20 protein-coding genes are annotated in these 24722 nt (G+C 33.7%); 13 read left to right on the top strand and 7 right to left on the bottom strand.

Annotated elements, in window-relative coordinates; all coding sequences use genetic code 11:
* Positions 1 to 12 precede the first annotated feature (12 nt).
* On the top strand, positions 13 to 4371 hold the full coding sequence (gene polC, locus JK636_RS21140; protein WP_202750961.1) for a DNA polymerase III subunit alpha: 4359 nt from the start codon (positions 13 to 15) through the stop codon (positions 4369 to 4371).
* A gap of 294 nt (positions 4372 to 4665) precedes the next feature.
* Here polC and rsmH read toward each other — a convergent pair whose 3' ends face one another.
* Positions 4666 to 5730, bottom strand: coding sequence for a 16S rRNA (cytosine(1402)-N(4))-methyltransferase RsmH (rsmH, locus tag JK636_RS21135; RefSeq protein ID WP_202750960.1), 1065 nt, complete (start codon positions 5728 to 5730; stop codon positions 4666 to 4668).
* Positions 5731 to 6109: 379 nt separating this feature from the next.
* Here rsmH and JK636_RS21130 point away from each other — a divergent pair, with 379 nt between their 5' ends.
* Together JK636_RS21130 and JK636_RS21125 are read left to right on the top strand one after the other, a co-directional pair.
* Positions 6110 to 6289: a heavy-metal-associated domain-containing protein gene (locus JK636_RS21130; RefSeq protein WP_202750959.1), complete on the top strand. Its 180-nt coding sequence runs from the start codon at positions 6110 to 6112 to the stop codon at positions 6287 to 6289.
* Entirely contained in the window at positions 6289 to 6624 is a 336-nt protein-coding gene (locus JK636_RS21125) for a cation-translocating P-type ATPase (protein ID WP_202750958.1), read from the top strand. The genes JK636_RS21130 and JK636_RS21125 overlap by 1 nt, the downstream gene beginning before the upstream one ends.
* Before the next feature lie 232 nt (positions 6625 to 6856).
* Here JK636_RS21125 and JK636_RS21120 read toward each other — a convergent pair whose 3' ends face one another.
* Positions 6857 to 7216, bottom strand: a complete 360-nt coding sequence (locus tag JK636_RS21120; protein WP_202750957.1) for a hypothetical protein — start codon at positions 7214 to 7216, stop codon at positions 6857 to 6859.
* 262 nt (positions 7217 to 7478) lie between these two features.
* Here JK636_RS21120 and JK636_RS21115 point away from each other — a divergent pair, with 262 nt between their 5' ends.
* The 3 genes from JK636_RS21115 to JK636_RS21105 all read left to right on the top strand — a co-directional run bounded on the left by JK636_RS21115 (position 7479) and on the right by JK636_RS21105 (position 9444).
* Positions 7479 to 8321: an NAD(P)/FAD-dependent oxidoreductase gene (locus tag JK636_RS21115; protein ID WP_274601633.1), complete on the top strand. Its 843-nt coding sequence runs from the start codon at positions 7479 to 7481 to the stop codon at positions 8319 to 8321.
* 26 nt (positions 8322 to 8347) lie between these two features.
* Positions 8348 to 8470, top strand: a complete 123-nt coding sequence (locus JK636_RS24190) for a hypothetical protein (protein WP_202750955.1) — start codon at positions 8348 to 8350, stop codon at positions 8468 to 8470.
* Between the two features lie 152 nt (positions 8471 to 8622).
* On the top strand, positions 8623 to 9444 hold the full coding sequence (locus tag JK636_RS21105) for a TIM barrel protein (protein WP_202750954.1): 822 nt from the start codon (positions 8623 to 8625) through the stop codon (positions 9442 to 9444).
* A gap of 418 nt (positions 9445 to 9862) precedes the next feature.
* Here the strand turns inward: JK636_RS21105 and JK636_RS21100 are convergent, their stop codons facing one another.
* The 3 genes from JK636_RS21100 to JK636_RS21090 all read right to left on the bottom strand — a co-directional run bounded on the left by JK636_RS21100 (position 9863) and on the right by JK636_RS21090 (position 12386).
* Positions 9863 to 10105, bottom strand: a complete 243-nt coding sequence (locus tag JK636_RS21100) for a hypothetical protein (protein WP_202750953.1) — start codon at positions 10103 to 10105, stop codon at positions 9863 to 9865.
* Positions 10106 to 10213: 108 nt separating this feature from the next.
* Complete coding sequence (locus JK636_RS21095; protein WP_202750952.1) at positions 10214 to 11176, bottom strand: L-lactate dehydrogenase; 963 nt, start codon at positions 11174 to 11176, stop codon at positions 10214 to 10216.
* Between the two features lie 187 nt (positions 11177 to 11363).
* Complete coding sequence (locus JK636_RS21090) at positions 11364 to 12386, bottom strand: ABC transporter substrate-binding protein (RefSeq protein ID WP_202750951.1); 1023 nt, start codon at positions 12384 to 12386, stop codon at positions 11364 to 11366.
* A gap of 296 nt (positions 12387 to 12682) precedes the next feature.
* On the opposite strand from JK636_RS21090, the gene citC reads away from it, so the two are divergent.
* Positions 12683 to 13717 (top strand): [citrate (pro-3S)-lyase] ligase, encoded by a 1035-nt coding sequence (gene citC / locus JK636_RS21085; protein WP_202750950.1) that lies wholly within the window; start codon positions 12683 to 12685, stop codon positions 13715 to 13717.
* A gap of 129 nt (positions 13718 to 13846) precedes the next feature.
* Here the strand turns inward: citC and JK636_RS21080 are convergent, their stop codons facing one another.
* On the bottom strand, positions 13847 to 14737 hold the full coding sequence (locus tag JK636_RS21080; RefSeq protein WP_202750949.1) for a LysR family transcriptional regulator: 891 nt from the start codon (positions 14735 to 14737) through the stop codon (positions 13847 to 13849).
* A gap of 234 nt (positions 14738 to 14971) precedes the next feature.
* On the opposite strand from JK636_RS21080, the gene JK636_RS21075 reads away from it, so the two are divergent.
* A complete protein-coding gene (locus JK636_RS21075) occupies positions 14972 to 16057 on the top strand; it encodes an AbrB family transcriptional regulator (protein WP_202750948.1) in 1086 nt (361 codons plus the stop codon).
* Positions 16058 to 16154: 97 nt separating this feature from the next.
* Here the strand turns inward: JK636_RS21075 and JK636_RS21070 are convergent, their stop codons facing one another.
* The gene (locus JK636_RS21070; RefSeq protein ID WP_202750947.1) at positions 16155 to 16850 is read right to left on the bottom strand and encodes a response regulator transcription factor; all 696 of its coding nucleotides are present in this window, start codon (positions 16848 to 16850) and stop codon (positions 16155 to 16157) included.
* Between the two features lie 233 nt (positions 16851 to 17083).
* Here JK636_RS21070 and JK636_RS21065 point away from each other — a divergent pair, with 233 nt between their 5' ends.
* The 5 genes from JK636_RS21065 (at position 17084) to JK636_RS21045 (ending at position 24666) form a co-directional block, all read left to right on the top strand.
* Positions 17084 to 19294 carry a sensor histidine kinase gene (locus tag JK636_RS21065; protein ID WP_243428280.1) on the top strand — a complete coding sequence of 737 codons (2211 nt, stop codon included), beginning with the start codon at positions 17084 to 17086 and terminating at the stop codon, positions 19292 to 19294.
* A gap of 100 nt (positions 19295 to 19394) precedes the next feature.
* A complete protein-coding gene (locus tag JK636_RS21060) occupies positions 19395 to 20087 on the top strand; it encodes a GntR family transcriptional regulator (RefSeq protein WP_202750946.1) in 693 nt (230 codons plus the stop codon).
* 9 nt (positions 20088 to 20096) lie between these two features.
* Positions 20097 to 20975, top strand: coding sequence for a triphosphoribosyl-dephospho-CoA synthase CitG (gene citG, locus JK636_RS21055; RefSeq protein ID WP_202750945.1), 879 nt, complete (start codon positions 20097 to 20099; stop codon positions 20973 to 20975).
* 257 nt (positions 20976 to 21232) lie between these two features.
* Positions 21233 to 22537, top strand: a complete 1305-nt coding sequence (locus JK636_RS21050) for a CitMHS family transporter (RefSeq protein WP_202750944.1) — start codon at positions 21233 to 21235, stop codon at positions 22535 to 22537.
* A gap of 137 nt (positions 22538 to 22674) precedes the next feature.
* On the top strand, positions 22675 to 24666 hold the full coding sequence (locus JK636_RS21045) for a methyl-accepting chemotaxis protein (RefSeq protein ID WP_202750943.1): 1992 nt from the start codon (positions 22675 to 22677) through the stop codon (positions 24664 to 24666).
* Positions 24667 to 24722: the final 56 nt, after the last annotated feature.

Raw genomic sequence — 24722 nt, 5'->3', positions numbered from 1 at the left:
GGTTAAATTAACATGAAAAAGATAAATGAAATTTTTAGTGATTATAAAGCGTCTGGAAACATAATGACTGCTCTAGTAGAAGGAGTAGTATTAAGTAAAAAAACTAAAACCCTTGAATTAAAGATAAACTCAGATAAATATATTGATATAAGAGAATTTGAAAGTCTAAATAAGTTTATAAAAGAAAGATTTGCCTTAGAGAATTCTATAATTATTGTAAAATATGATGAAGGAACGGATAAAAAGCCAATAGAGCAGGAAATGAAAAATATTATATTTACGCTCTCTGAAAAATATCCTGCTCTAAAAGCAGTATTGAGTAATAGTGAATATAAAGTAGCTGAGAATAATATAAATTTTAATTTTAAAATAGCAGTATCAGGCTTTTTGAAGGCTATGGATTATGACAAAAAAATTCATGAAGCGATAAAAAATCTGTATGGTACACCCTATAAAATAAACTTTTCAGATGAAGTAGGCAGTGAAGAAATATTAAGGCTTGAAGAAGAAATACGTGCAAGTGAAAGGAGATTTATCCAAAAGGAAGCTAGGGTGGAGACGAGCAGGAACGAATCAAAAATGCCTAAGGTTTTTGAAAGTAAACAGGAAGCTAAAGAAGAAACTGAAGGCAAAAAAGGCGATTCATTACTCATATTGGGAAGAAACTCTAAATTTAAAGAACCTGTAATAAAAATTACTGATATTACACCCGATGAAGGAAGAATAGCTTTACAAGGTGAAATATCCAATATAGAAGCGAAGGAATTAAAAAGTGGGAAAACCTTGGTTTCATTTGACTTATACGATGGTTCAAGTTCTATGACCTGTAAAAGCTTTCTAAAACCTGGCGAAGAAGAAGAAGTGCTGCCAAGACTTAAAAAGGCTAAGGCTATAAAACTTGTAGGTAATGCAGGTTACAGTAAGTTTTCAGGTGAGGTCGAGCTTATTGCAAATACTATAGTAGAAACAGAAGGAATTAGGAAGGCAAAGAGACAGGATAAAGCAGAGTTAAAGAGAGTAGAGCTTCACATGCATACTCAAATGAGTCAGATGGATGCTATGACAGGTGCAGCTGATTTGATTAAGAGAGCTATGAGCTGGGGGATGAAATCTATAGCAATAACAGATCATGGTGTTGTGCAGTCTTTTCCTGAGGCACATAAACTCTTAGGAAGGAATAATCCGGATATGAAGATTATATACGGAGTAGAGGCATATTTAGCACCAGATAAAAAGCCATCTGTGACTAATCCTAAGGGTCAAAGTATTGATGCGACCTATTGTGTGCTGGATTTGGAAACCACAGGTTTTTCGCCAGTAACTGAAAAAATTACTGAAATAGGTATTATAAAATATGAAGGTGGAAAGGTAATAGATTCCTTCAGCTGTTTTGTAAATCCAGAGAAGTCTATTCCAGCAAAGGTTGTGGAGGTTACTAACATAACTGACGATATGGTAAAGGATGCAGAAACCATAGAAGTTGTATTTCCTAAAATGCTGGATTTTATTAAAGACAGTGTTTTGGTTGCTCATAATGCAGAGTTTGATGTAGGCTTTTTAAGACACAATGCCAAAGTTCTAGGCTATGATTTTCATTTTACATATGTTGATACATTATCTTTAGCTAAAGAGATTTTTCCTGAGTTTAAAAGTTATAAACTGGGTAGAATTGCAAAAAACCTTGGTATAAAAGTGGAAGTTGCTCATAGAGCTTTAGATGATGTAGATACTACTGTCAAGGTTTTTAAGATAATGCTTGAAAAGCTTAAAGAAAGAGGAGCAGAAACCCTTGAAGATATAGACATATACGGCTCTGATGAAACAGCCAGAAGAGAAGAATATAAGAAGGTTAAAACCTACCATGCAATAATACTTGCTAAGAACTATGAGGGATTAAAAAATTTATATAAGCTTGTGTCATACTCGCATTTACATTACTTCTATAAAAAGCCTCGTATATTGAAGAGTCTGTTTAAAAAATATTCTGAAGGATTAATTCTTGGCAGTGCCTGCAGTGAAGGGGAGCTGTATCAAGCAATACTTCTTGGGAAATCCGACGAGGAAATAGAAGCAATTGCAGAGGAGTATGATTATTTGGAAATTCAGCCCCTAGGAAATAATGACTACTTGGTAAGAACAGAGCAGGTACCTGGTAAAGAATATTTAAGGGAAATTAACAGAAAGATTGTAGCACTTGGAGAAAAATTAAATAAGCCTGTGGTTGCAACTGGAGATGTTCACTTTATTGATCCTCAAGATGAGATATATAGACGTATACTTGAAGCAGGACAGGGCTTTAAGGATGCAGACAATCAAGCTCCTTTATATTTAAAAACTACAGAGGAAATGCTTGAAGAGTTTTCTTATCTAGGAAGAGATAAGGCCTATGAAGTAGTAGTTACAAATACTAACATGATTGCAGAAATGTGTGACCCTATAAGTCCTATCTCATCTGAAAAAGCAACACCACACATAGATGGCTGTGAGCAGACTATTAGAGATATTACCTATGAAAAGGCTCATGAACTGTATGGAGAACCGCTTCCTGAAATTGTTCAGCAACGACTTGAAAAGGAATTGGATTCTATCATAAAAAATGGATTCTCCGTTATGTATATAATTGCTCAAAAGCTTGTGTGGAAATCAAATGAAGATGGATACTTAGTAGGTTCCAGAGGTTCCGTTGGTTCTTCTGTTGTTGCATATATGACTGGTATAACTGAAGTAAATGCTCTGCCGCCGCACTATAGATGCCGTAAATGCAAGCACTCTGACTTTACGGATTATGGATATAATATAGGGTTTGACCTGCCGGATAAAACTTGTCCTGTTTGCGGAGAAGTTCTAGCTAAGGATGGCATAGATATTCCTTTTGAAACCTTCTTAGGTTTCAACGGAGATAAGGAGCCTGATATAGACTTAAACTTTTCAGGTGAATATCAAGCCAAAGCTCATAGATACACAGAGGTTATCTTTGGAAAAGGCACAACCTTTAAGGCGGGAACTATAGGTACTATAGCAGAAAAAACAGCCTTTGGATACGTGAAAAAATATTTTGAGGAAAAAGGTATTACTGTAAATAAAGCAGAAATTATGAGAATTTCAAAAGGATGTACTGGTATAAAAAGAACAACAGGACAGCATCCTGGCGGAATTATAGTTGTCCCTAAGGGACGTGAGATATTTGAATTCTGTCCTGTGCAGCATCCTGCAGATGATCCGAATTCAGATATTATAACGACACATTTTGATTATCACTCTATTGATCAGAATCTTTTAAAGCTAGATATACTAGGGCACGACGATCCAACAGTTATAAGAATGCTACAGGACATAACGGGAGTTGATCCTCAAAGCATACCTATGGATGATAGAGAGACTATGTCTATATTTTCCTCCACAGGAGCCTTAGGTGTATCTCCGCAGCAGATAAATTCGAAGGTAGGAAGCTTTGGTATTCCTGAGTTTGGAACTAAATTTGTAAGGGGAATGCTGCTGGATACAATGCCAAAAACCTTTATGGATTTAATATGTATATCGGGACTTTCCCATGGTACAGACGTATGGCTTGGCAATGCAAAAGACTTAATCGATGCAGGAATAGTAACCAGCATAAGTGAAGCAGTTTGTACAAGGGATGATATAATGGTGTATCTTATTAAGAAAGGTCTTCCTCCAAATACTGCCTTCAAGATAATGGAGACAGTGCGTAAAGGAAAGGCATTAAAGGATCCTAAGTTTCCTGAATATGAAGCCTTGATGAGAGAATATCAGGTGCCCGAATGGTATATAGAGTCTTGTAAAAAGATAAAGTATATGTTTCCTAAGGCTCATGCTGCAGCCTATGTAATGATGGCTTTTAGAATAGCCTGGTTTAAGGTTCATATACCAAAGGCTTACTACGCAGCCTATTTCACTATCAGAGCAAAAGCCTTTGATGCAGAGTATATGATATTTGGCAAAGAAAAGGTCAAGGAGAAGATGAAGGAAATTGACATGATGGGCAACCAAGCTGCTCCAAAGGATAAAGATATGTATGATGATCTGGAATTAGTTTTGGAGATGTATGAGAGAGAAATTAAATTCTTACCAATAGATTTATACAAATCTCATGCTGTAAAATTTCTTGTAGAGGAAGATGGCATAAGACCGCCTCTAAACAGTATAGCTGGAATGGGAAATGTGGCTGCTGAGGGTATATATAATGCTGTTCAAGAAGCTTCCAAGGAAGAAAGACCTTTAAGTTCCATAGAAGATTTAAGAAAGCGATCTAAGATTGGTAATTCAGCTGTAGACCTGCTTAAAAAGTTTGGATGTTTGAAAGGTCTTCCAGAAAGTGATCAGATGTCTCTTTTTGATTTGCTGGCATAAATTTTTAATATAGAAATTGCAATATGTTCAAGGTTCTGCATAAAAATAGGATGGTAATTTTACCATCCTATTTTTATTGATAAAACCTTTTTTAAGATTCATTTGATGTTTTAGGAATGCCCAAACTATATTGAACTGAGTGGAACTACATTTTTCCTGAAGGGTTCAGTAGCAAATTATAATAACAAGAAACATAGATAATCTAAATCAGTTTTTTCTATTTATGAAAAATCTGCATAAAAAACTGGATTCCGTGCTTAGCGAAATCCAGATAAATTATTTTGCGCCCTAAGCTTATGCTTTAATTGCAAAGCGTAATTTAGCAGAACGTGCACGACTATTGACATGACATTCTTCTGCTGATGGGCGAATAGGCTCCTTTGCTATTTCGGAATAGATGCCTTCACGGAAAAAATGCTGAAAAGATTTCTTAACACGACGATCTTCCCCTGAATGGAAGGTAAGTATGGCAACACGGCCGCCCTTAGCAAGTACATTGGGGAGCTTTTCTAAAAACTCATCCAGCACTTCAAACTCATGATTAACATTAATTCTCAGCGCTTGAAAGGTTCGCTGACAAGACTTTTTTATATCATCCTCTTTGATTCCTTTAACATATTTCAGCGCATCTTTGATGATATTTCTAAGCCCAGTTGTCGTGGTTATATCAATTCCTCTTTTTATACTTGAAAGAATAGCGCGAGCGATTACTGCTGCATGGGGCTCGTCGGAATTTTCGATAAGCATATCTTCTATTTCAAATAGTGTCATTTCTTTTAAAAGATCTGCTGCAGAAATACCTATATTTGGATTTAATCTTAAGTCCAAGGGTCCTTCAGCCTTAAATGTAAAACCTCTATCAGGATTGTCTATTTGCATAGAAGAAACACCTAAATCAGCCAATACAAAATTAAAGGATTCTGGTTTGGAAGTAACTTCATCTATTTGGGAAAAGTTCATCTGTTTTATATCTAATATTTCTGACCCATAACCCAAACGTTCTAAACGTTCTTTGGTGCGCGGAAGCTCAATAGGATCTACATCAATTGCATACAAACGCCCCTTTGAATCCAAACATTTAAGCATCTCTAAAGTATGGCCGCCATAACCTAGTGTTGCATCTAAACCGGTTTGGCCTGGTTTGATTTGCAAAAACTCCAATATTTCATTAACGCAAATCGAAATATGCATACCTGCAGGAGTATTGCCCTTTTGAATTATTTTTGCGATATCGTCAGCATATTTCTCTGGATTAAGTTCCTTGTATTTTTCTTTGTAATTTTTAGGATGAGTACCTTTATATCGAGGACGTCTCTGGTGTTTGGGAGCTTTCTCATCTAATGTGTTATCTAGGCTCATTTTCTTCCCTCATTTTATCATATATTTTTGTTACATTATATGATAGCAGATACAATTTGTTAAAGCAATACCAACAGTTTGTCCTCTAATTTTCAATATAAGTAACCACTCTGAAAGTTGATATAGTATAGCAGAGTCTCTTCTCTCTACAAGTCTGGGTTAACACCATGGATAGCAATTATTATTCATAATTATATGTAAAAGGATATGTTGAAACCTCTAATTGATTATTGTTTAGTAAGGTTTTTTTGTTTGGTATTTACTATGAAATTTGACTGTAGTTAATGTTTTATTTACTCATTCCTCCTATAAAAGAGCTATAAGATAAAAACAAGGCGGAATTAAATATGAAAAAATCATACCAATTAGAAACTCTAATATGCCCAGCTGTGTTATTAAGATTGAAGGAACAGTCAAGAAGATAGAAGGTGTTAATAAAGCAGAGGTGTTTTTCAATGCCAGTAAGTTAAAGGTAGAATTTGATGAAAGTCAAGTTAATGGAGATGACATACGAAGAACTGTTGAAAAGCTAGGCTATGAAGTGTTAGGTGAAAAGTAATGAAAATCAGTAAGGGTCAGAGGGTGGCTGCTTCGGGTATTATAATAGCTGCAGGATTAATACTAATGAAACTGGAGCTTTATACAAATAAGGTAAATATCATACTTTTAGCTGCAGCGTATATTGCCGGATATCCTATTGCTTTAAATGCAATTAGAACGGCAAGATATAAAATACTTGGAATTGATGCCTTAGTTACTTTGGCAGTTATTGGAGCTGTACTCATAGGTGAGAACTTTGAAGCCGCTGCTGTAACCTTCCTTTTTATGCTTGGAAATTATCTGGAGTCTAAAACTCTTGAAAAGACCAGGTTCGCTATAAAGGCGATTTTTTAATTAGCTCCTCTAACTGCTAGAGTTTTAAGAGAGGGAAAAGCGATAGATCTGCCGGCGGATGAAGTAAAAAAGGAATATATAGTTATTGTTAAGCAGGAAGGACAAAGAAAAATTAAGATTTTAAATAAAGTAGCACTAGAAACTGTCCACGATGTTTAAATTGATATGGTAAGTATAAAAGGCTGTTTATTACAGCCTTTTATAAATATTTATATATTTTTGCGGTTCACTGCTAACGGGATTTCCATACAAAATAAGATATAGAGTCCAGCAAAGCTTCTTCTTTTTTTTCATCATCAATGTCTTTTGTTGCTGATAAATTAACTTGAAATCCATCACAAAATTTTAATATCTCAAGATGAAATTGTGCTGCACAAGACTCTATTCTCTCCATGAATTCCTTATTCTTAAGTATCAAATCTATCTCTTTAACTTTTTCTTCAGTTAACTTATTTATAGGCTTTATTTTACCGCTTAATAAGAAAGGTGACCATCTTATACGTCCATCTTGAGCAATAACATAATCTCTTTGTATTAAAGCTTTTAGGAGCCTTTCCCTATTATCCAATACATGCTCATTTAATGGAGTCAAGCTTGAAGTATATCTTCCTTATTACTTGAATGTAGTTTTTGGTTAATACTCATCTAATTCAACTCCTGTTCTATTTAATAAATCCCAAATGAAACATAAGTATTATAAAGAAATTATACTATTTAATATGCTCTTTTGTTTTGATTCAAATCACAGTTTTTTTACATAACTATATCTATAATAAAAATATAGTTAAGAAATTAACAAACAAATAGTTAATTTCTTCAAAATTACATAAGGTGGTGGCTTAAATAATATAAATTTGCAGCTAGGTATGGAAGTAATTGATATTGAAACTGATATGCAGGAGATTGCCTTAGACAATGAAATGAGGTTTAGCTATGATAAGCTTCTAATAGCAAATGGTACAAGTAATTTTATTCTGCCAATAGAAGGAATTGAAAAAGAAAATGTATATACTATAAGGAAACTAAGCGATATTCAAGATATAAAAGCTAATATTGAGGATAAAAAAGCTGTATTGATTGTGGGAGGTGGAATTCAAGGCCTAGAAACTGCATGGGTTCTTCATCAGCATGGTATGGAGGTTATTGTAGTAGAAGCTCTGGAAAGATTAATGCCCCGTCAAATAGATAGCAGAGCTTCCGAGATTTTAAGGAAAGCAATTGAAGATTTCAACATAAAGCTGATTTTAAACACACAGATTAAAGAAATCACCGGATTAGATGCGGTAGAAGGTGTTGCAACTAAGAATGGAGATATTATTAAATGCGATATGATAATCTATTCTGTTGGCATTAGACCTAATAAAAAGCTTTTAGAAAATACTCCTGTAAAATCAAATCATGGGATAATTATTAACAATAAAATGCAGAGCAATGTAAAAAATGTGTATGCTGCTGGCGATACTGCAGAACTTTACGGAAAGCTGGGTAGACTTTGGGGCACTGCAATTGAGCAGGGAAAAATAGCTGGCTACAATATTACAGGCAGGGAGAGTGTATATACTGGTTCTGTTCCGGTTACAATGATGAATGCCTTTAATATATCATTATTTTCTGCGGGAGATATTGATGAAAACAGCTGTGACTTAACCTTAACGGATGATAATTCAGAAGGATTAACCTATAAAAGCTATTTATAAAAGACAATAAAATAGTAGGAAGTATCATGATAGGTGATAATAAACAATCCAGTTTATTAAAGAGTATGATAGAGAACAAGACTGATATTTCTAATATATATTTATCCGGAATATCAGTTGATGAGTTAATTATGAAATTTAAAAAATAATTAAATTAATAAAGACAAAAATATAGGTAGTTTTAGTAATAAAATAAATCTGGGATGTATAGAAATGAAGAAATATTTATGTTATCAAGTATCTATTTCAGTAAGTATATAATTAATCTTAAAAAAATCTTTAATTCTGAAAGGAATATGATATGGATAAACTTTTATTTGGAATATCAGGACTTCCCTTAGGAACCAGCCCGAAGGATAAATTTAATTATTCAACAGCAATAGACTATATTAAATCAGTAGGTCTTGATGCTCTTGAATTGCTTTTTGTGAGAAATGTAAATGTAACTGAAAATAATAGAGATAAAATTTTAAAATCAAAGCTGGAAAATAATATTTATTTATCTGCGCATGGTTCACATTATATAAATTTAAATTCAGATGAAATAAGCAAGCAGGAGGCATCTCTTGAAAGGATTATAAAAGCGTCTGAAGGGTTGCAAAAGGTTAATGGCAGAAGCCTTATTTTTCATCCAGGCTATTATTTAAACAACTCAAAGAGTGAAACTTATTCTACTATAAAGAATAACTTATTAAAGCTGCCTTATAATAGAGTAGATTACAGGCCTGAAACTACAGGGAAGGGAACTCAGTTTGGAACTCTTGAGGAATTAGTCTCTCTTTGTAAAGAAGTAAGTACCTGCAAGCTTTGTATCGATTTTGCTCATATTCATGCCAGAGGCAATGGTGCATTGAAAACCTATGAGGATTTTGCCAGAATTCTTCAGTATGTGTCCGATGAATTAGGCAAGGCTGCACTTAAAGATCTTCATATTCATATGGGTGGAATAAATTATAACGAGAAAGGTGAAAGAAATCATCTTCCGTTATTAGAGAGTGATTTTAATTTTACTGATTGCCTGAAGGCCATAAAGGACTTTGGAGTAAAGGGCTGCATTATTGCTGAGGGTCCAAGGCTGGAATGGGATGCCTTAATACTTAAAAATACTTATGAGAAATTATGAGAGATTATGAGAGATTAAGTAATAAGTTAAATAATTAAAAATACCATCAATAGGTTAAACTATTTGGGTATTTTTAATTTATGCTCCTTTATAAAATCACCCCCCTTATTCACAGTGCTTATGTAAATCAGGGGGGGTATATCATTAAGATAAGAGGTTATAAAAAGGATTGAAGTCTGTGCATAAGTTTTTCCTGAGTATATCTGTAGGCACCTCTGTTTCCGTTTCCTATATAAAGAACGGGATTCAAATAGGAATACAAAAGCTGATCCCCACTTCCAATAAGGTCTAAGGAGATATATCTTCCCTTTACTTCTGCCAGGGCTATAGTATATTTTTCGAAATAATCTTTTTCAATTGTATCTTTAAGGGTACATTCTATCGAAATCGGCAGTTCTTTAAGCGCGGCACATTGATATTATTTGATTTTACAGGGGTTAAGCCTGTAGCCTCTCAGCTTCTTCATGCTGTAGGAATTGCTATGGCAGCAAATTATAATGGAGAATCTGAGGTCACCATGACCTATATAGGTCATGGCGGAACAAAGGTTCATTTTGCACTGTATAACGTAATCTTCCTTTGGGTTCATATATTTTACTACATATTCCTCAAGAGCTAGATTAAAGTTCGGGTCTCTGCAGTTATTGCTTATGATTATCATTTTGTTCCTCCTTTTAGTCGGAAGCACTGAGCAGTTTAGGACTGCTCGTTCCTTTCACTCTAAATATTGGGTAACCTAGCGTGCCAGCTTCCATTCGAAAGCTGACTGTTAAATATGAGCACTTATTTGTAATTCTTTTAAAGTATCTGCCGAATCCTTTAAGTTTTTTAGCTCAGTAGAATTTAGCGGAACTTCCAGTATTTTTTTAATCCCTGATGAACCCACAATAGATGGAACTCCTAGATATAAGTCATTAATTCCGTATTCTCCGCTAAGCAGAGCTGAAACTGTTAAGATAGAATTTTCGTCTCGTAAGATTACTTCTACAATTCTCTTTATTGCTAAAGCAACTGCATAATAGGTTGCTCCTTTTTTCTTAATCACCTCGTAAGCAGCATTTTTAACTGATTCATGTATTTCTTTCTTCTTGTTTTCTCCACACTCAGTACATAAGTTAGTGCAAAACTCATCTAAACTCATGCCAGCTATATTCGTCAAGCTCCAAGTGGCTATTTCAGAATCACCATGTTCTCCCATAATATAAGTATGAATATTTCTTGCATCAATATTGAAACTTTGCCCAAGAATATATTTAAGCCTTGAAGTATCTAAAACAGTTCCGGAGCCAATAACTCTTTCCTTAGGAAAGCCAGACAGCTTGTAGGTGATATAGGTTAAAATGTCAACTGGATTAGATACTACAAGAAGTATTGAGTTGGGACTATACTTAACTACCTCAGGAATAATTGATCTAAAAATAGATAAGTTTCTACCTATAAGATCTAATCTAGTTTCGCCGGGCTTTTGTGAAGCACCAGCTGTTATGATAATTATATCTGAATCCTTAGTATCTATATAATCACCTGCAGTAACATCAACAGGTTTAACAAAAGAAGCTCCATGAGATAAATCCATGGCTTCTCCTTCAGCCTTGTTTTTATTTATGTCAACTATGACTATTTTGGAGGCAATTCCTCCTGTCATTAGGGCAAAAGCCGTAGTGGATCCAACAAAACCAGAACCAATAATTGATATTTTTGCTCCAGTATTTTTCAAGTTTAAAACCTCCATCCTTCGATTAATTTGTAAAAGTTTGTTTTATAAATATAGTATAAAGCTATTATTTCAAAAATAATGTGATTATAATCAATTGATAATAATTATTATGTAGGATAATGATTGATAAATTATTTTTATATCAATATAGATTGAATTTTAAATTAAAATGGCATGCCTTAAATTTGGCATGCCATCAAAACTACTTCACATCTTTTATTGCTTTATCGGCAAAGGAATTATTAACTATCTTGCTGAAAGGTGGTCGTTCACTGATAAGATCGGCTTTGTAGGATTGAATTATATCCATTAACTTAGTAAGATCTTCTGCCTTGAGTGTTAGATTTGGAGCAAAAGCATCAATTGATTTATAATTTTTAATTACATTAGCTATAAGAGCTTCATCAGTTCCAGGAAAGAAGGATTTTATAGATTTTGCTACATCTGCATCACTATTCTTCTGAACCCATAATTGTCCTTTATATACGGCTCTTGTAAATTTTTCTAGTACATCAGGGTTTTTATCCATATAAGACTTTGCAGTAAAGTAGCAGGTATAAGGAATAACGCCAGCCTCTTTTCCTACAGAAGCTACTATATAGGCTGAATTATCCTTAGTGAGCATACTTGCACTTGGCTCGAAAAGTGCTGCGTATTCGCCAGTGCCGCCTTTAAAAGCACCAGGAGCAGCGGCAAATGCTACGTTAGTAATAATGTTAACATCTTTTCCAGGAGTTAATCCGTGATTTTTAAGTACATACTCAAGAGCCATTTCAGGAACTCCTCCAGGTCTGCCGCCTAATATAGTTCTTCCCTTTAAGGATTCCCAGGTAAAATTCTTTTCTTCTTTTCTGGATACAAAAAATGAACCATCCTTTTGAGTCAGCTGACCGAACAGCACAGGATAATCTTCTCGCTTTTGATTATAAATATAAATTACCTGCTCTGGTCCGCAAAAACCTATATCAGCACTGCCGCTAAGTACTTGCTGCATTGTTTTGTCTGCCCCTTCGCCAGTTGTAAGATCTATATCCAAGCCTTCTTCTTTAAAGAAACCTTGATTCATTGCTGCATAGAAAGGAGCATAGAAGATGGAACGGGTAACTTCGTTAAGTCTAACTTTAACGGTAGTTTTGGAAGCTTGACTACTGCAGCCTGTAAACAAAGTACCTATTAGTAAAAATGACAGAACAAAGGAAAACAAAATAAGATGTTTCTTTTTCATAACGCACCTCCAGTATAAATATGAACATACTTTATTGTATGATTTGAAGGAGAAATCGGTTAATAATTGACTGAAAATTATTATTTGAGTTTTGAAAGTATATACATAAGTCATAACATAAGAACACTTGGGATAATAAAGAGGAATATAATAAAACGGCTAGAGGGCTATTGTAAAGTTTAATGGTCTGGAGCTATTTTTAAAAATAGATACTTCGGAGAGGGTGCATTGAGAATATACAATTTATATGATAAAATTACAATTAATCAGGAGTCATGAACTAGAGGGTGATTGAAATGGAGTGGTTAAACCTAAGAGAAGAGATTATAAGGAAAAATGACTACAAAAAAATAGAAGAAGTGAGAAACTTTCTCTTAAAAGAAGGCTTGAGATATGATAAAAGTTTGGAATATACTACTGCACTATATGATGACAATAGGATAGTTGGAACTGCCTCTATAGAGGGGAAGGTTTTAAAATGTATTGCAGTAGACAATGAATATAAGGGTATGGGGATTACCAATAAACTTATTACTAACTTAATTAATGAGCAGTACAGCAGAGGAAGATATCATTTATTTATTTTTACTAAACCGGAGAATAAGCATATTTTTAGGGATTTAGGCTTTTACGAAATAGCTGAGGTATCTGAAAAAGTTATTTTATTTGAAAATGATTTAAGAGGAATAAAAAAGTTTACAGAAAAACTTAGTAAGAAAAAAGTTGATGGAAAAATTGTTTCAAGTATAGTGGTAAATTGTAATCCTTTTACTTTAGGGCATAGGTATTTAATAGAAAAAGCTTCTAAAGAAAGTGACGTTGTTCATGTGTTTGTAGTTACAGAGGATAAATCTATTTTCCCTGCAGATATAAGATTTAAATTAGTTGAAGAGGGCAAAAAAGATTTTGGAAATGTAATATTGCATAAAGGTGAAGAATATATAATTTCTTCGGCAACCTTTCCATCATACTTTTTGAAAAAGCAGGACGAGGCTGTTAAGCTTCATACCTTACTAGACATTGAAATATTTATAAAGTATATTGTACCTGCTCTTGGAATTAACAGAAGGTATGTAGGAGAGGAACCCTTTTGTGAGGTTACGAAGGTATATAACAGTACTATGAAGGAACTTCTTCCTGCATCAGGAGTTGAAGTTGTTGAGGTGCCGAGAATATTTATTGGAGATAGTGCAGTAAGTGCCTCAAGAGTCAGAAACCTCATTAAAGAAGATAATTTCACTGAGCTGAAAACTTTGGTACCTGGGACTACTTATAATTTTTTAATGTCAGAAGAAGCTGAAACTATAATAAATAAAATTAAAGAACTATAGAATAATTATAAAATTGGGGCTGTCCCAAAATACATTAAACTTACAGCGTATTATTTGAAGTCCATAAAAACTTCTCTATGTTTAAGTATTTTCAGGGCAGACCCTTTGTTTTTCTGCTGCAATATTATATCAGCTTAAAGCCTCTTTCATCACATTAATAAATTCCTTTGAAGCAGTAGATAAATATCTTCCTTTCCTATAGGCAACAACCATTTCTCTGGTTGCCGAAAAATCTTCTATGGAAAAATATTTAGGCTGCTTAGAGTAGGTATTTGCTAGAAGCAGGATATCAGGAATAAAAGATATGCCCATACCAGCAGCAACTAAAGCATGAGCAGTTTCAATGCTTTCAGTTTCAAGTAGGATCTTTGGTTTGAAACCAACTTGTTTGCATAGATTAACAGCAATTTGATGTAGTTTTTGATTTTGCTTAAGTAAAATAAAAGATTCATTTTTAAGTGCAGCTAAGTTTATTTTATTACCTTCTTTTTTACTCAAAGGATGTTTTGGAGGAACAGCCAGAAGTATTTCTTCTTTTAAAATGATTTCATAAGAAAACAGCTCTTTTGGTACAGGCATCATCATAATTGTTATATCTGTAGTACCTTTTAAGGCTAATTCCTCCAATTCTCCGGATGTTCCTTCAAAAAGAATCACTTCAATTCCAGGAAATCTTTCATAAAACAAAGGAAGAACTTTTGGTATAAAGTATGTACTTCTGAAGGACGCCACACCTATTTTAAGGCAACCTTTTTTTAGCTCGACAATATCCTCCATCTGCTGTATAAGCTGATTTTTCAAGTCTAATATTTTTTTAGCTGTCTCTATATAAAGCTCTCCGGCATAAGTGAGAGTAATTGGATTGTTTGTACGATCAAAAAGCTGTACACCAAGCTGCTGCTCCATTTTTTGAATATACTGGCTAAGTGATGGTTGAGCGATATATAATTTTTGTGCTGCCTTTGAAAAACTTTTTTCTTCGGCAACTTTAAGCATATATTGGAGCTGTCTAAAATCCATAAAATACATTCCTCCTAATTTCAATATATACAAAGCAAAAATTCTATTACATTCTACTTTTACAAAAATCTTTGAAGACTGGATATTTTGCTCGGCACAATGTAAGAATTTTAATGCTTTCTGTATAGGTTAAAACCTATAATGTTTATAAATATTATAGTATTAGATACAATATAGTTTTAATGGTACAATAATTAAGAAATTAAGACAAGTCTAAATTAGAAAGGGAAGCTTATGACTAATTTGATCTTAACAATATTAGTAGGTTTTATGGGGGGGATAATTGCTTTAAGACTTAAAGTTCCGGCAGGTGCTATGGTGGGATCAATGATTTTCACTGCTGCCTTTAATATAGCAACAGGAAGAGTTTTTATGCCTCAGGATGTGAAAGTTGTAACTCAAATAGCCGCTGGAGCATTTATTGGAGCCGGTATAACTCGTAAAGATGTTGTTGATTTGAAATTTGTTATAAAACCTGCAGTTTTAATGGTATTAAGTATGATTCTACTGGATTTGCTAATGGGATATATCATGTATAAAGTAACTGGAGTCGATTTGACTACCTGCCTTTTTGCCAGCGCCCCAGGAGGAATTGTAGATATGTCACTCATAAGCAGTGATATGGGAGCAGATACTTCAAAGGTTGCCATATTGCAAATGATAAGACTATTAATTGTATTTATAGTACTGCCTCCAATGATGAAGATGATCCATTCGAAATTGTACAAAGATGAGATTCTTAATACGGCTAGAGAAGAAGCGGTATGTACTGATTCAGCTAAAGCTGATAAGTTTATTGAAAATAGAAAAAAACTTAGTAAAGATAGGACTATAAACTTGCTAATAACTTTGCTGACAGCTCTGATTTTTGGATTTATTGGATTCGAACTCAAAATTCCTGCGGGAGCTATGACTTTTGCAATGATAGCAGCGGGTACTTTAAATATATTTACAGGCAGAGGATATATGCCTCTTAATTTAAGGAGGGCAACTCAGGTTTTTGCTGGAATACTTATTGGTGGCAGAATGACTTATACTGACGTAATTGCGTTAAAAAGCGTAATTGTACCTGCTATTATTATGCTTGTAGGCATTATTTTTGTTAACTTCTGCATTGGTTTTTTTATAAGCAGGATTGGCGGGATAGAGATAGTAACTGCACTGCTGGCAAGCGCTCCGGGAGGAGTATCAGATATGGCGCTTATAGCTAAAGACCTAGGAGGAGATGCACCCAAAGTAGCTATAATGCAACTTGCTAGATATGTATGTATCATTGCATTTTTCCCTGTAATAATAAAGTATATAAGCTTAATTATATAAGTAGCATAGTTTTGATAATGGAATTAAACTTATACATCTCATAAAACAGTCAGCTATAAATCTTTTATGAGATGTATAAGTTTAACTTGAAACATACTCATACGGAAAACTGGTAGCCTATTCCCCATATTGTTTTAATGTATTTAGGTTTGTTTGGTACTTCTTCGATTTTATTTCTAAGATACTTCATATATACCATAATACTATTATCATCGGAGGAATTATCACTCCAAATTTTTTTGTATAATTCTTCTTTAGAAAATACCTGATTAGGATGCTCCATAAAAAACTTAATTATCTTAACCTCTTTTGAAGATAATCTAATCTCAATATCGTTTTTATAGAACTTGTAACTTTTTAGATCTAATCTGAAAGGGCCATTTACAATAGCTTCAGGCATTTTGATTTTATTATTTTTAATTTCATTGTGTCTTTTTATTTTAGATTTAACTTCAGCACAAAGTACTAAAGGACTGAAAGGCTTTGTTATATAACAGTCAGCACCTATATCAAGACCCTTAATTATATATTCGTCCTGGCTTTTTCCGCTTAGGAATATTATTGGAAGCTGCAGATTATGTTTGCGAATTTCCTTTGCTACTTCATAACCGGATATATCATCCATAAAAATATCTAATATTACTAAATCGAAGTTTTCTTTACTTATCATATCAAGACCATTTTTGCCATTAGGAGCTTGAAACACCAGCATGCCTTGAGCTGAAAGTGATTTATCAACTAGTTTACTTATAGATGTGTCATCTTCAACAATAAGAATTTTATACTTATCCATAGCTACCTCTCATAATTAACAATGATATTTAGATAAACAATATATAAACTTAACTTATACAGTGGAAAAATAGCGAATCTTCACCTTTTTCACGCGGTATAAGTTTATAGTTGAAGTTATTTATCTATAATAAAGAATGTTAAACGTTTTGATAAAGTAATTTTATTATATTATAATAAAATTAACACATATAAATCAATATAAATTTTAAGTACAAGCTGGGGGGCAAGCAGTTGGTAAAAGTTGATAAAATAAAAACACCTATAGCTATCGTTATAATTTTAATATTAAGTACACTTATTTATCTTACTTATGATGGATACAAGAAAACTATTCTAAATCAACAACTGCAGAATATGCTTGGAAACTCAAGGTCCATCGCAAGAAGCATTGAGCTCTTTGTAAACGACACAGTAAACACCATGAAAGTAGTTACTTTGGACAAGGACTTCATAAAAGAAGTAAAAGAATTAGATCAAAACAAAACTTCTTTAAACTATAAGAAAAAACTGGAGACCTATTATGATGCAGGCGGGGAAGAAATAGATTCCGTTTATTATATAGATACGAGCGGAAATATTATAATACGATATCCTCAGACTTTAGACAATGTTAATGAAGGAGTATTGGAAGATATCAAAACTGCCCTATCAAAAAAAGAAACCTATATAGGAAATGCTTACTACAACAAGGACAAGAATTATTTTACCTTAAATATCTATGAACCTATTTTTGACGGTAAAAATTTTATTGGGATGTTTTGCTCGGCTATTAATTTGGATATAATTTATGATAAGTTAATTGCCCCTGTAAAAGTAGGTGAAAAAGGTTACGCTCTAGTAAAGGATCAGAAAGGTATCATTATAATGCATACTGTTAAAGAGCAGGTAGGCATGGATGTTATAGAATCAAGAAAACAGGTATATCCTGATTTAGATTACAATGAACTAGAAAAGTTAATAGATGAACAGCTTAAGGGCAATGAAGGAACAGCGATTTATCACTCTTATTGGTGGGGGGACAATGTGCTGAAAAAAGCTAGAAAGCTGAATGCATATACTCCCGTTAACTTAGGTGAGCATTTTTGGATTATTGCATTAACTATGTCCTATGATGAAATTCAAGGACCGATAAATGGATTCCTTATTAAAATAGTTGGTATTGTAAGTTTAATTATTATTATTATTTATTTCTTCGTTACAACTTTGCTAAGAATGAAAAAAAATAAAGAAGAACTTGAAGATGAAACAAGATACTTGAAAATGCTAAATGAAACCTCTGAACAGCTTAGAAAAAAGGAAGCTGAACTTAACCATGCACATAAATTAAAGATGATTGGTACTTTGACCGGCGGGATAGCTCATGATATTAATAATTTGCTTACTCCTATTCTTGGCTATTCTGAACTGCTGCTCATGCAGATACCTGAAGGAGAAGAGTATCATGATGAACTCAATGAGGTATACAAAGCATCACGAAAAGGGAAAGACCTGGTTGAACAACTGCTGATTTTCAGTAGAAAAGATAGTGGAATCACTAAGACTGAGCCAATTGATATAAAGGAAGTAACAAAAGATACTATCAAATTGGTAAAGGCAGTTAAGCCTAAAGATATAATCATCAAGGAGAGTATTGAAGAAGTTGACGGATATGTCAATGCTAACTTCACTCAACTGCATCAGGTTATATTTAATTTATGTACAAATGCATATCAGGCAATTAAGGACAAAGATGGAGTGCTTGAAATTGGTTTATGTACTATTTCCAGAGAAGAGGCTAGGAAGGATACAGGTAAACTAGCCGTTGGTAAAAATTATGCTTTACTTACTATTAGTGATAATGGCTGTGGAATGAGTGAAGAAACAAAGTTAAGAATTTTTGAGCCTTTCTTTACTACTAAAACATTGAGTGAAGGAACTGGCCTTGGTCTTTTTGTAGTTCAAAGTATAATTGATAAGTACGGAGGGTCAATAACTGTATCAAGCAAGAAAGATGTGGGAAGTACCTTTAAAGTATATTTTCCTCTTTCAGAAAAGAAAATAAAAGCAAATAAAAAAGTAACTTTTAATAATAGTTCTGGAATAAGAAAAAGAATATTAGTAGTGGATGATAATAAAGATATACTAAAGGTATTAAAAAATGGCTTAAAGCATGAGGGATATTTGGTAGAGACTGAGACAGACAGTGCAAAAGCTCTGGAAGGATTTAAGAAAAATCCCCATGAGGCTGACTTGATTATTACAGATTTTATGATGCCAAATCTTAAAGGAAATGAGCTTGCAGCAGCTATTAAAGCTGTTAGAAAAGATATAAAAATAGTCCTTATGACTGGATATATGGATGAAAATATAGAAGCTATGGACTATAGTGAGGATATTGATGAATATGTTCTAAAGCCCATTGAGCTCAATAAACTTTACCAAGTTATAAGCAGGCTTTTATAAGTTCCTTAGGGAACTTTTTTTATATCCTCGATTTTTTCTTTATTTTAAGTTAAAATCTATATATAAAAGTAGCTTTTAACTTAGGAAGGGAAGTTATCATATGAGAGATTATATAGAGGTTCTAATTGAAAATACAAACTTTAGTCAGAATAAGCCTATAAGAGAAGTAGTATATGAAAGTTTAAGAAGAACAATAATCAGTGGAGTTATTCCTGTTGGTGAAAGAATAGTTGAAAAAGAATATGCTGATAGACTAAATATAAGCAGGACTCCTGTTAGGGAAGCCTTAAGAATGCTGGAGATGGAAGAACTGGTTGAAAATATACCTAGAGTAGGCGTAATAGTCAAGAGGATATCTATTGAAGATGTAATTGAGATATATAAAATTAGGCATAATCTGGAGGTGTTGGCATCTATAAATGCGATGGACAACATAACAAAGGAAGAGATAAGAGATATTACCAATTTACTGGATTTGACCGAGCAAAAAAACAAAGAAGGAGATGTTCAGGAAGTAATAAGGCTGTTTGGAGTGTTTAATTCAAAGATTTACGAAGCTAGTAGGATGAAAAGACTTGCAGGAATGATAAGCAGGTTAAATGAATATCTTCAAAGATTTAGAAATATTTCAATTTCTGAAAATGAAAGAAGAGAGAAGGCGCTGAAGGAACATCGAGAAATTTTAAAGGCTATAACTCAAAAAAATAAAGAGATTATAGATAGTATTATTAAAGAGCATTTGGAATACTCTCTCGAGATTGTTCTTGCTGAAATAGATGAAACAAGAAAGTAGGAGTTTATTTTGAAAACTAAGGAAGAATTTGCCCATTATGTTGCAGCATTAGCTCAAAGAGCCGTATTGTACGAAGTTAGTACAACTCCAAAGCCGGGGTTAGTTGATAGAGACGATTCAGGAGCTCATAAAGATATGGATTTTTTTACTTTTATGGCTAGCAGTTCTGCTTTATACAAAGGTTTATATGAGTGTGTCTTAGAAGGTGCTTATTTTCAAGGTGAAGAAAGCACAGAACTTATGGATAGAATAAGAATACCGGGAATAGAATGTGAAAAAGCAATGTTTGTGGCCACCGAAGGGATAAATACACATAAAGGCATTATATTTTCGATGGGTATCCTTTGCACAGCAGTAGGAAGGCTATATGAGCGGGAAGGAAAAGAGAATTTTTCTATTGAGCAGGTCTTAGAAGAGGTAAAGAAAGTTGCAAATGGTTTAACTGATAAGGATTTTAAAGGAGTAGAAAAAAAGACAGTGCTTACGCATGGAGAAAGCCTGTATAAAAAGTATGGCTTCAAAGGAATAAGAGGAGAAGTTGAAAGTGGTTTTTCAAGTGTTCAAAAAAATGCAATCAGGGTTTTTAGAGAATGGAGAAATAAAAAGGAACTTTCAAAGAATGAATTGTTTTTGGACATTCTTCTAAATATTATGTCTAATAGTGAGGATACAAATATAATTACAAGAGGCGGTATAGAAAGCTTATATTATGTAATGAAAATCTCAAAGCAATTTATAATGTCAGGTGGTATGCACCAGGTAAATGCTGTAGAAAAACTGCAGAATATGAATTTAGATTTTATAAACAGAAACATTAGTCCTGGCGGCTCAGCTGATTTACTTGCGGTAACAATTTTCCTCGGATTGATAGAAGGTATAATCAGATAAATAAAGTAAGTTAATAAGGAGTACATTAAAAAAACAGTTTTTAAGAATATTTTAAAAGTATTTTAAGAATATTTTAAGAATACACGGAAAATACATCATAAAATTGCAAAATTGTTAAAAATGCAATTGATATTAAAGTTACCCCTTAATATAATGAAAACGTATCAATAATGTTTTTACATAAGATATAGTTAAACCATATCATGCGCGCAATATTGTTAAAGCTATATCAGCAAAAAAATTAGGGGGTAAATTTTATGACATTATTAGCCGGATTAGGTTACTTAACCGTTGTTGTCTTCATGGTATTGATAATGACTAAGAAATTAAGTCCATTCACATCACTAATTATTGTACCAATAATATTTGCAATTATTGGTGGGTTTACCAATAAGCTACCTGCATTTATTCAGGCTGGTCTTAAGGGTGTAGCAACAACTTCATTTATGTTATTCTTTGCAATCCTTTTCTTTGGAATAATGTTAACAGTAGGATTATTCGATCCACTTGTTAATAAGGTAATTAAGCTAGTAAAGGGCGACCCGCTTAAGATTCTTATTGGAACAGCTGTGTTAGCTGCAATTGTTTCTTTAGATGGTGATGGAGCAACTACAGATATTATAGTATGTTCAGCTTTAGTTCCTATTTATAACAAGCTTAAAATTAAAAAGATGTATTTAGCAGCATTAGTTGTATTAATGAATACTATTCTTAACCTTATTCCTTGGGGAGGTCCAACTGCACGTGTTGCCGCAACTACAAACATTGATGGCGGCGTACTAATGAAACCGTTTCTTCCAGCAATGGTGATTGGTATAATATACATATTGGTAGTTGCTTACTGGCTAGGATTAAAGGAACGTAAGAGATTAGGAATTACTACTCTTGATGGGGCATCACATGGTGAAATGGCTGCAACATTAACAGAAGAAGAACTGGCTCTTAAGAGACCAAAACTTGTTTTTGTAAACTTTATTATAACTATTTTAGTTCTTGTTGCACTTCTTTCACAAAAGGTTCCTGCAAACGTAGCCTTTGAAATAGGTACAGCCTTAGCACTTATAGTAAACTTTAGAACACTAAAAGATCAAAGATCAGCAATATCATTTCAAGCTGACAGCATTATCCATACTGTTGGTATGATATTGGCAGCTGGTGTATTTATGGGCATATTAACAGAATCCAAGATGGCAGAAGCTATGGGAAATCACATTGTAAGTTTAGTACCTGCATCCATGGGTTCACACTTCCTTGGAATTACAAGCTTATTAAGTATACCGGGAACATTCTTCTTATCAAATGATGCCTACTACTTCGGTGTACTGCCTGTACTTCTAAAAGCCGGTGCAGCATATGGCTTCAGCAATTTACAGATTGGTATTGCTGCATTAACTGGACAAGCAGTTCACTTACTAAGTCCGTTAGTTGCATCAATATATCTACTATTAAATTTAACAGATCAAGACCTTGGAGAATGGCAGAAATTCTGTTTCCCAATTACAATGGGGCTATTCGTAATCTATGTTGTTACATTAGCTATTGGAGGGGTATTACCTTTATAAAATTTAGTCAGTTTGATAATATCATATATAATAGAAAAAGTTCCTTAGGGAACTTTTTCTATTATATATTAGTAAATATATATGGCAGAATCATTTTAAATATAGTGATTAAGAGCATTGCAAGAGAGTAAAGTATAATGATAGTTGGAGGAATATTTAAGTCAATTGGAATGAGATTTAAAACAGCCTTGATTGTATCTTTAATAGTAATAGTCAGTTTAGGTGCAGTTTCTATTACTGGGTTTGTTTTTTCTCAAAAAACCGTAGTAAAAACAAACGATGACTTAATTAAAAGTATTGTAGAAAGCAGAGGTAAAGAAGTACAAAGCTTTCTCAATGATGCAGTTACAAAGGTTCAGGGTATTGCTCTTTTAGAAGGGTTGGAAAACGCAGATCCGGAACAAGGAGTTAAGGCGCTTTCAAGGGTGTTTTCTCATTATAAAGATACCTTTGATAATATTTCTTTTGCAAATGCAGAAGGAGTCAGATGGAATTATAAAGGAGAAAAGGATACTATTGCAGACAGAAAATATTTTGCTGAAGCAATGTCTACAAAAAAGCCTCAAGTTTCGGATGTTTTAATTTCAAATACAACTGGAAAGCTTTCTGTAGTTGTAGCAGCTCCAATACTGGACGATCAAAACAATGCTAAAGGTATTGCATACGCTACACTTAGTTTGGCAAAGCTTCAAGAAATGACAGGGAAGCTTAAGTATGGAGAAAGTGGTTTTGGATTTACATTTGATGATAAAGGTAAAATTTTATCAAATGGGAAAAATGCTGAGGTCGTTGGAAAGCTTGAGCTTGGAAAAGAAGATACAAAAGATGAACTTAAGTCTGTGTGGGAAAAAAGAAAGGAAGCTAAGGATACAATAATTACATATAGCTTATCAGACGGAGAATCTGAAGCTTTGATTGTTCCTATTAAGATGAATGGCATAGATATATGGTATTTTGCTTTATCTGTAAATAAGAAAGAAGTTCTTAAGGAATTAAGCAAGCTTAGTCTAACATTTATTACTGTTTCGTGCGTATTTATAGGTTTAGCTGTACTTATTTCCATAATATACAGCAGCAAAATTACTTCGCCTATAGTTAAGCTTTCAGAAAGTGTTGCATTAATGGCAAACAGTTTAAGAGAAATGGTTAAAGCTATTATTAACAAGGTAGAGCAGCTAGCCGCTTCCTCACAGGAGCTTACTGCGACAACAGAAGAATTTTATGGCTCAGCTCAATATGTGTCAGTAGCAGTTGAGAAGGTTCAAGGTAACAATTTAGATCAGAATGCAGCAATTGAGCAGTCAAATTCAGAGGCTCAGGAAGGGCTTGCAATGATAAATAACTTATCAACAAGCACCAGACAGATTGTAGAAACTGTAGAAGATACTGCAAAGGTTGCGGGAGAAGGTCAATTAGCTATGCAGGAAGCAGTTAATCAAATGAATCTTATACTAAATTCTTCAAAAGAGCTTCATGAGTTTATAGGTAAGCTTAATGACAAATCCAACGAAATAGGAACCATAACAGGAAGTATTACAGGAATCGCTCGGCAGACAAATCTTCTTGCTTTAAATGCAACTATTGAAGCAGTAAGAGCGGGAGAGTCATGGAAAGGCTTCTCCGTAGTTGCGGATGAAATCAGAAAACTGGCTGAGCAGTACCAATCCTCAGCCAGTGTTATAAAAGAGCTTGTAGAGGAAACTCAAAAGGAAGCTCAAACTGCCGTTGATGGAATGAAACACTTTATGGAGATAATAAATGAAGGTGCATTAGTAGTGGGCAATGCCGGAGGAACATTTAAGCAAATATCTTTAGAAACAAAACAAGCTGCGGAAAAGATTTCTGAAATGTCTGTTCTGCTTGATAATGTTTCAAAAGGAAGTGTAAAGATAAGTGAGGCTTTAGCTCGTATCGAACAAGCCTCAGATGCAACTACTAATGAGATAGAATCTATTTCGACGAGCATTAATCAGCAGTCGGGTGCTACTGAGAGAATTGCCTCATCTGCAGAATCTTTGTCAAAGCTGGCTGAAGATTTAAATAAGATAGTAGCTAAATTAAAGCTAACTCTAAAGGATAAAGTTAAAAATGGAAGGTTATTCGATGAGCAGGGTTCAATTGTGCATTAGTTTGACCTTTTGACATATGAGAGAAAAAGACGGCATACCTTACATAATTTGGACAT

Source organism: Clostridium rhizosphaerae (assembly GCF_016765585.1).
Taxonomy (GTDB): Bacteria; Bacillota; Clostridia; order Clostridiales; family Clostridiaceae; genus Clostridium_AT; species Clostridium_AT rhizosphaerae.
The sequence above is the reverse complement of the archived record's forward strand: the minus strand, read 5'-3'. Positions and strand labels throughout refer to the sequence as shown.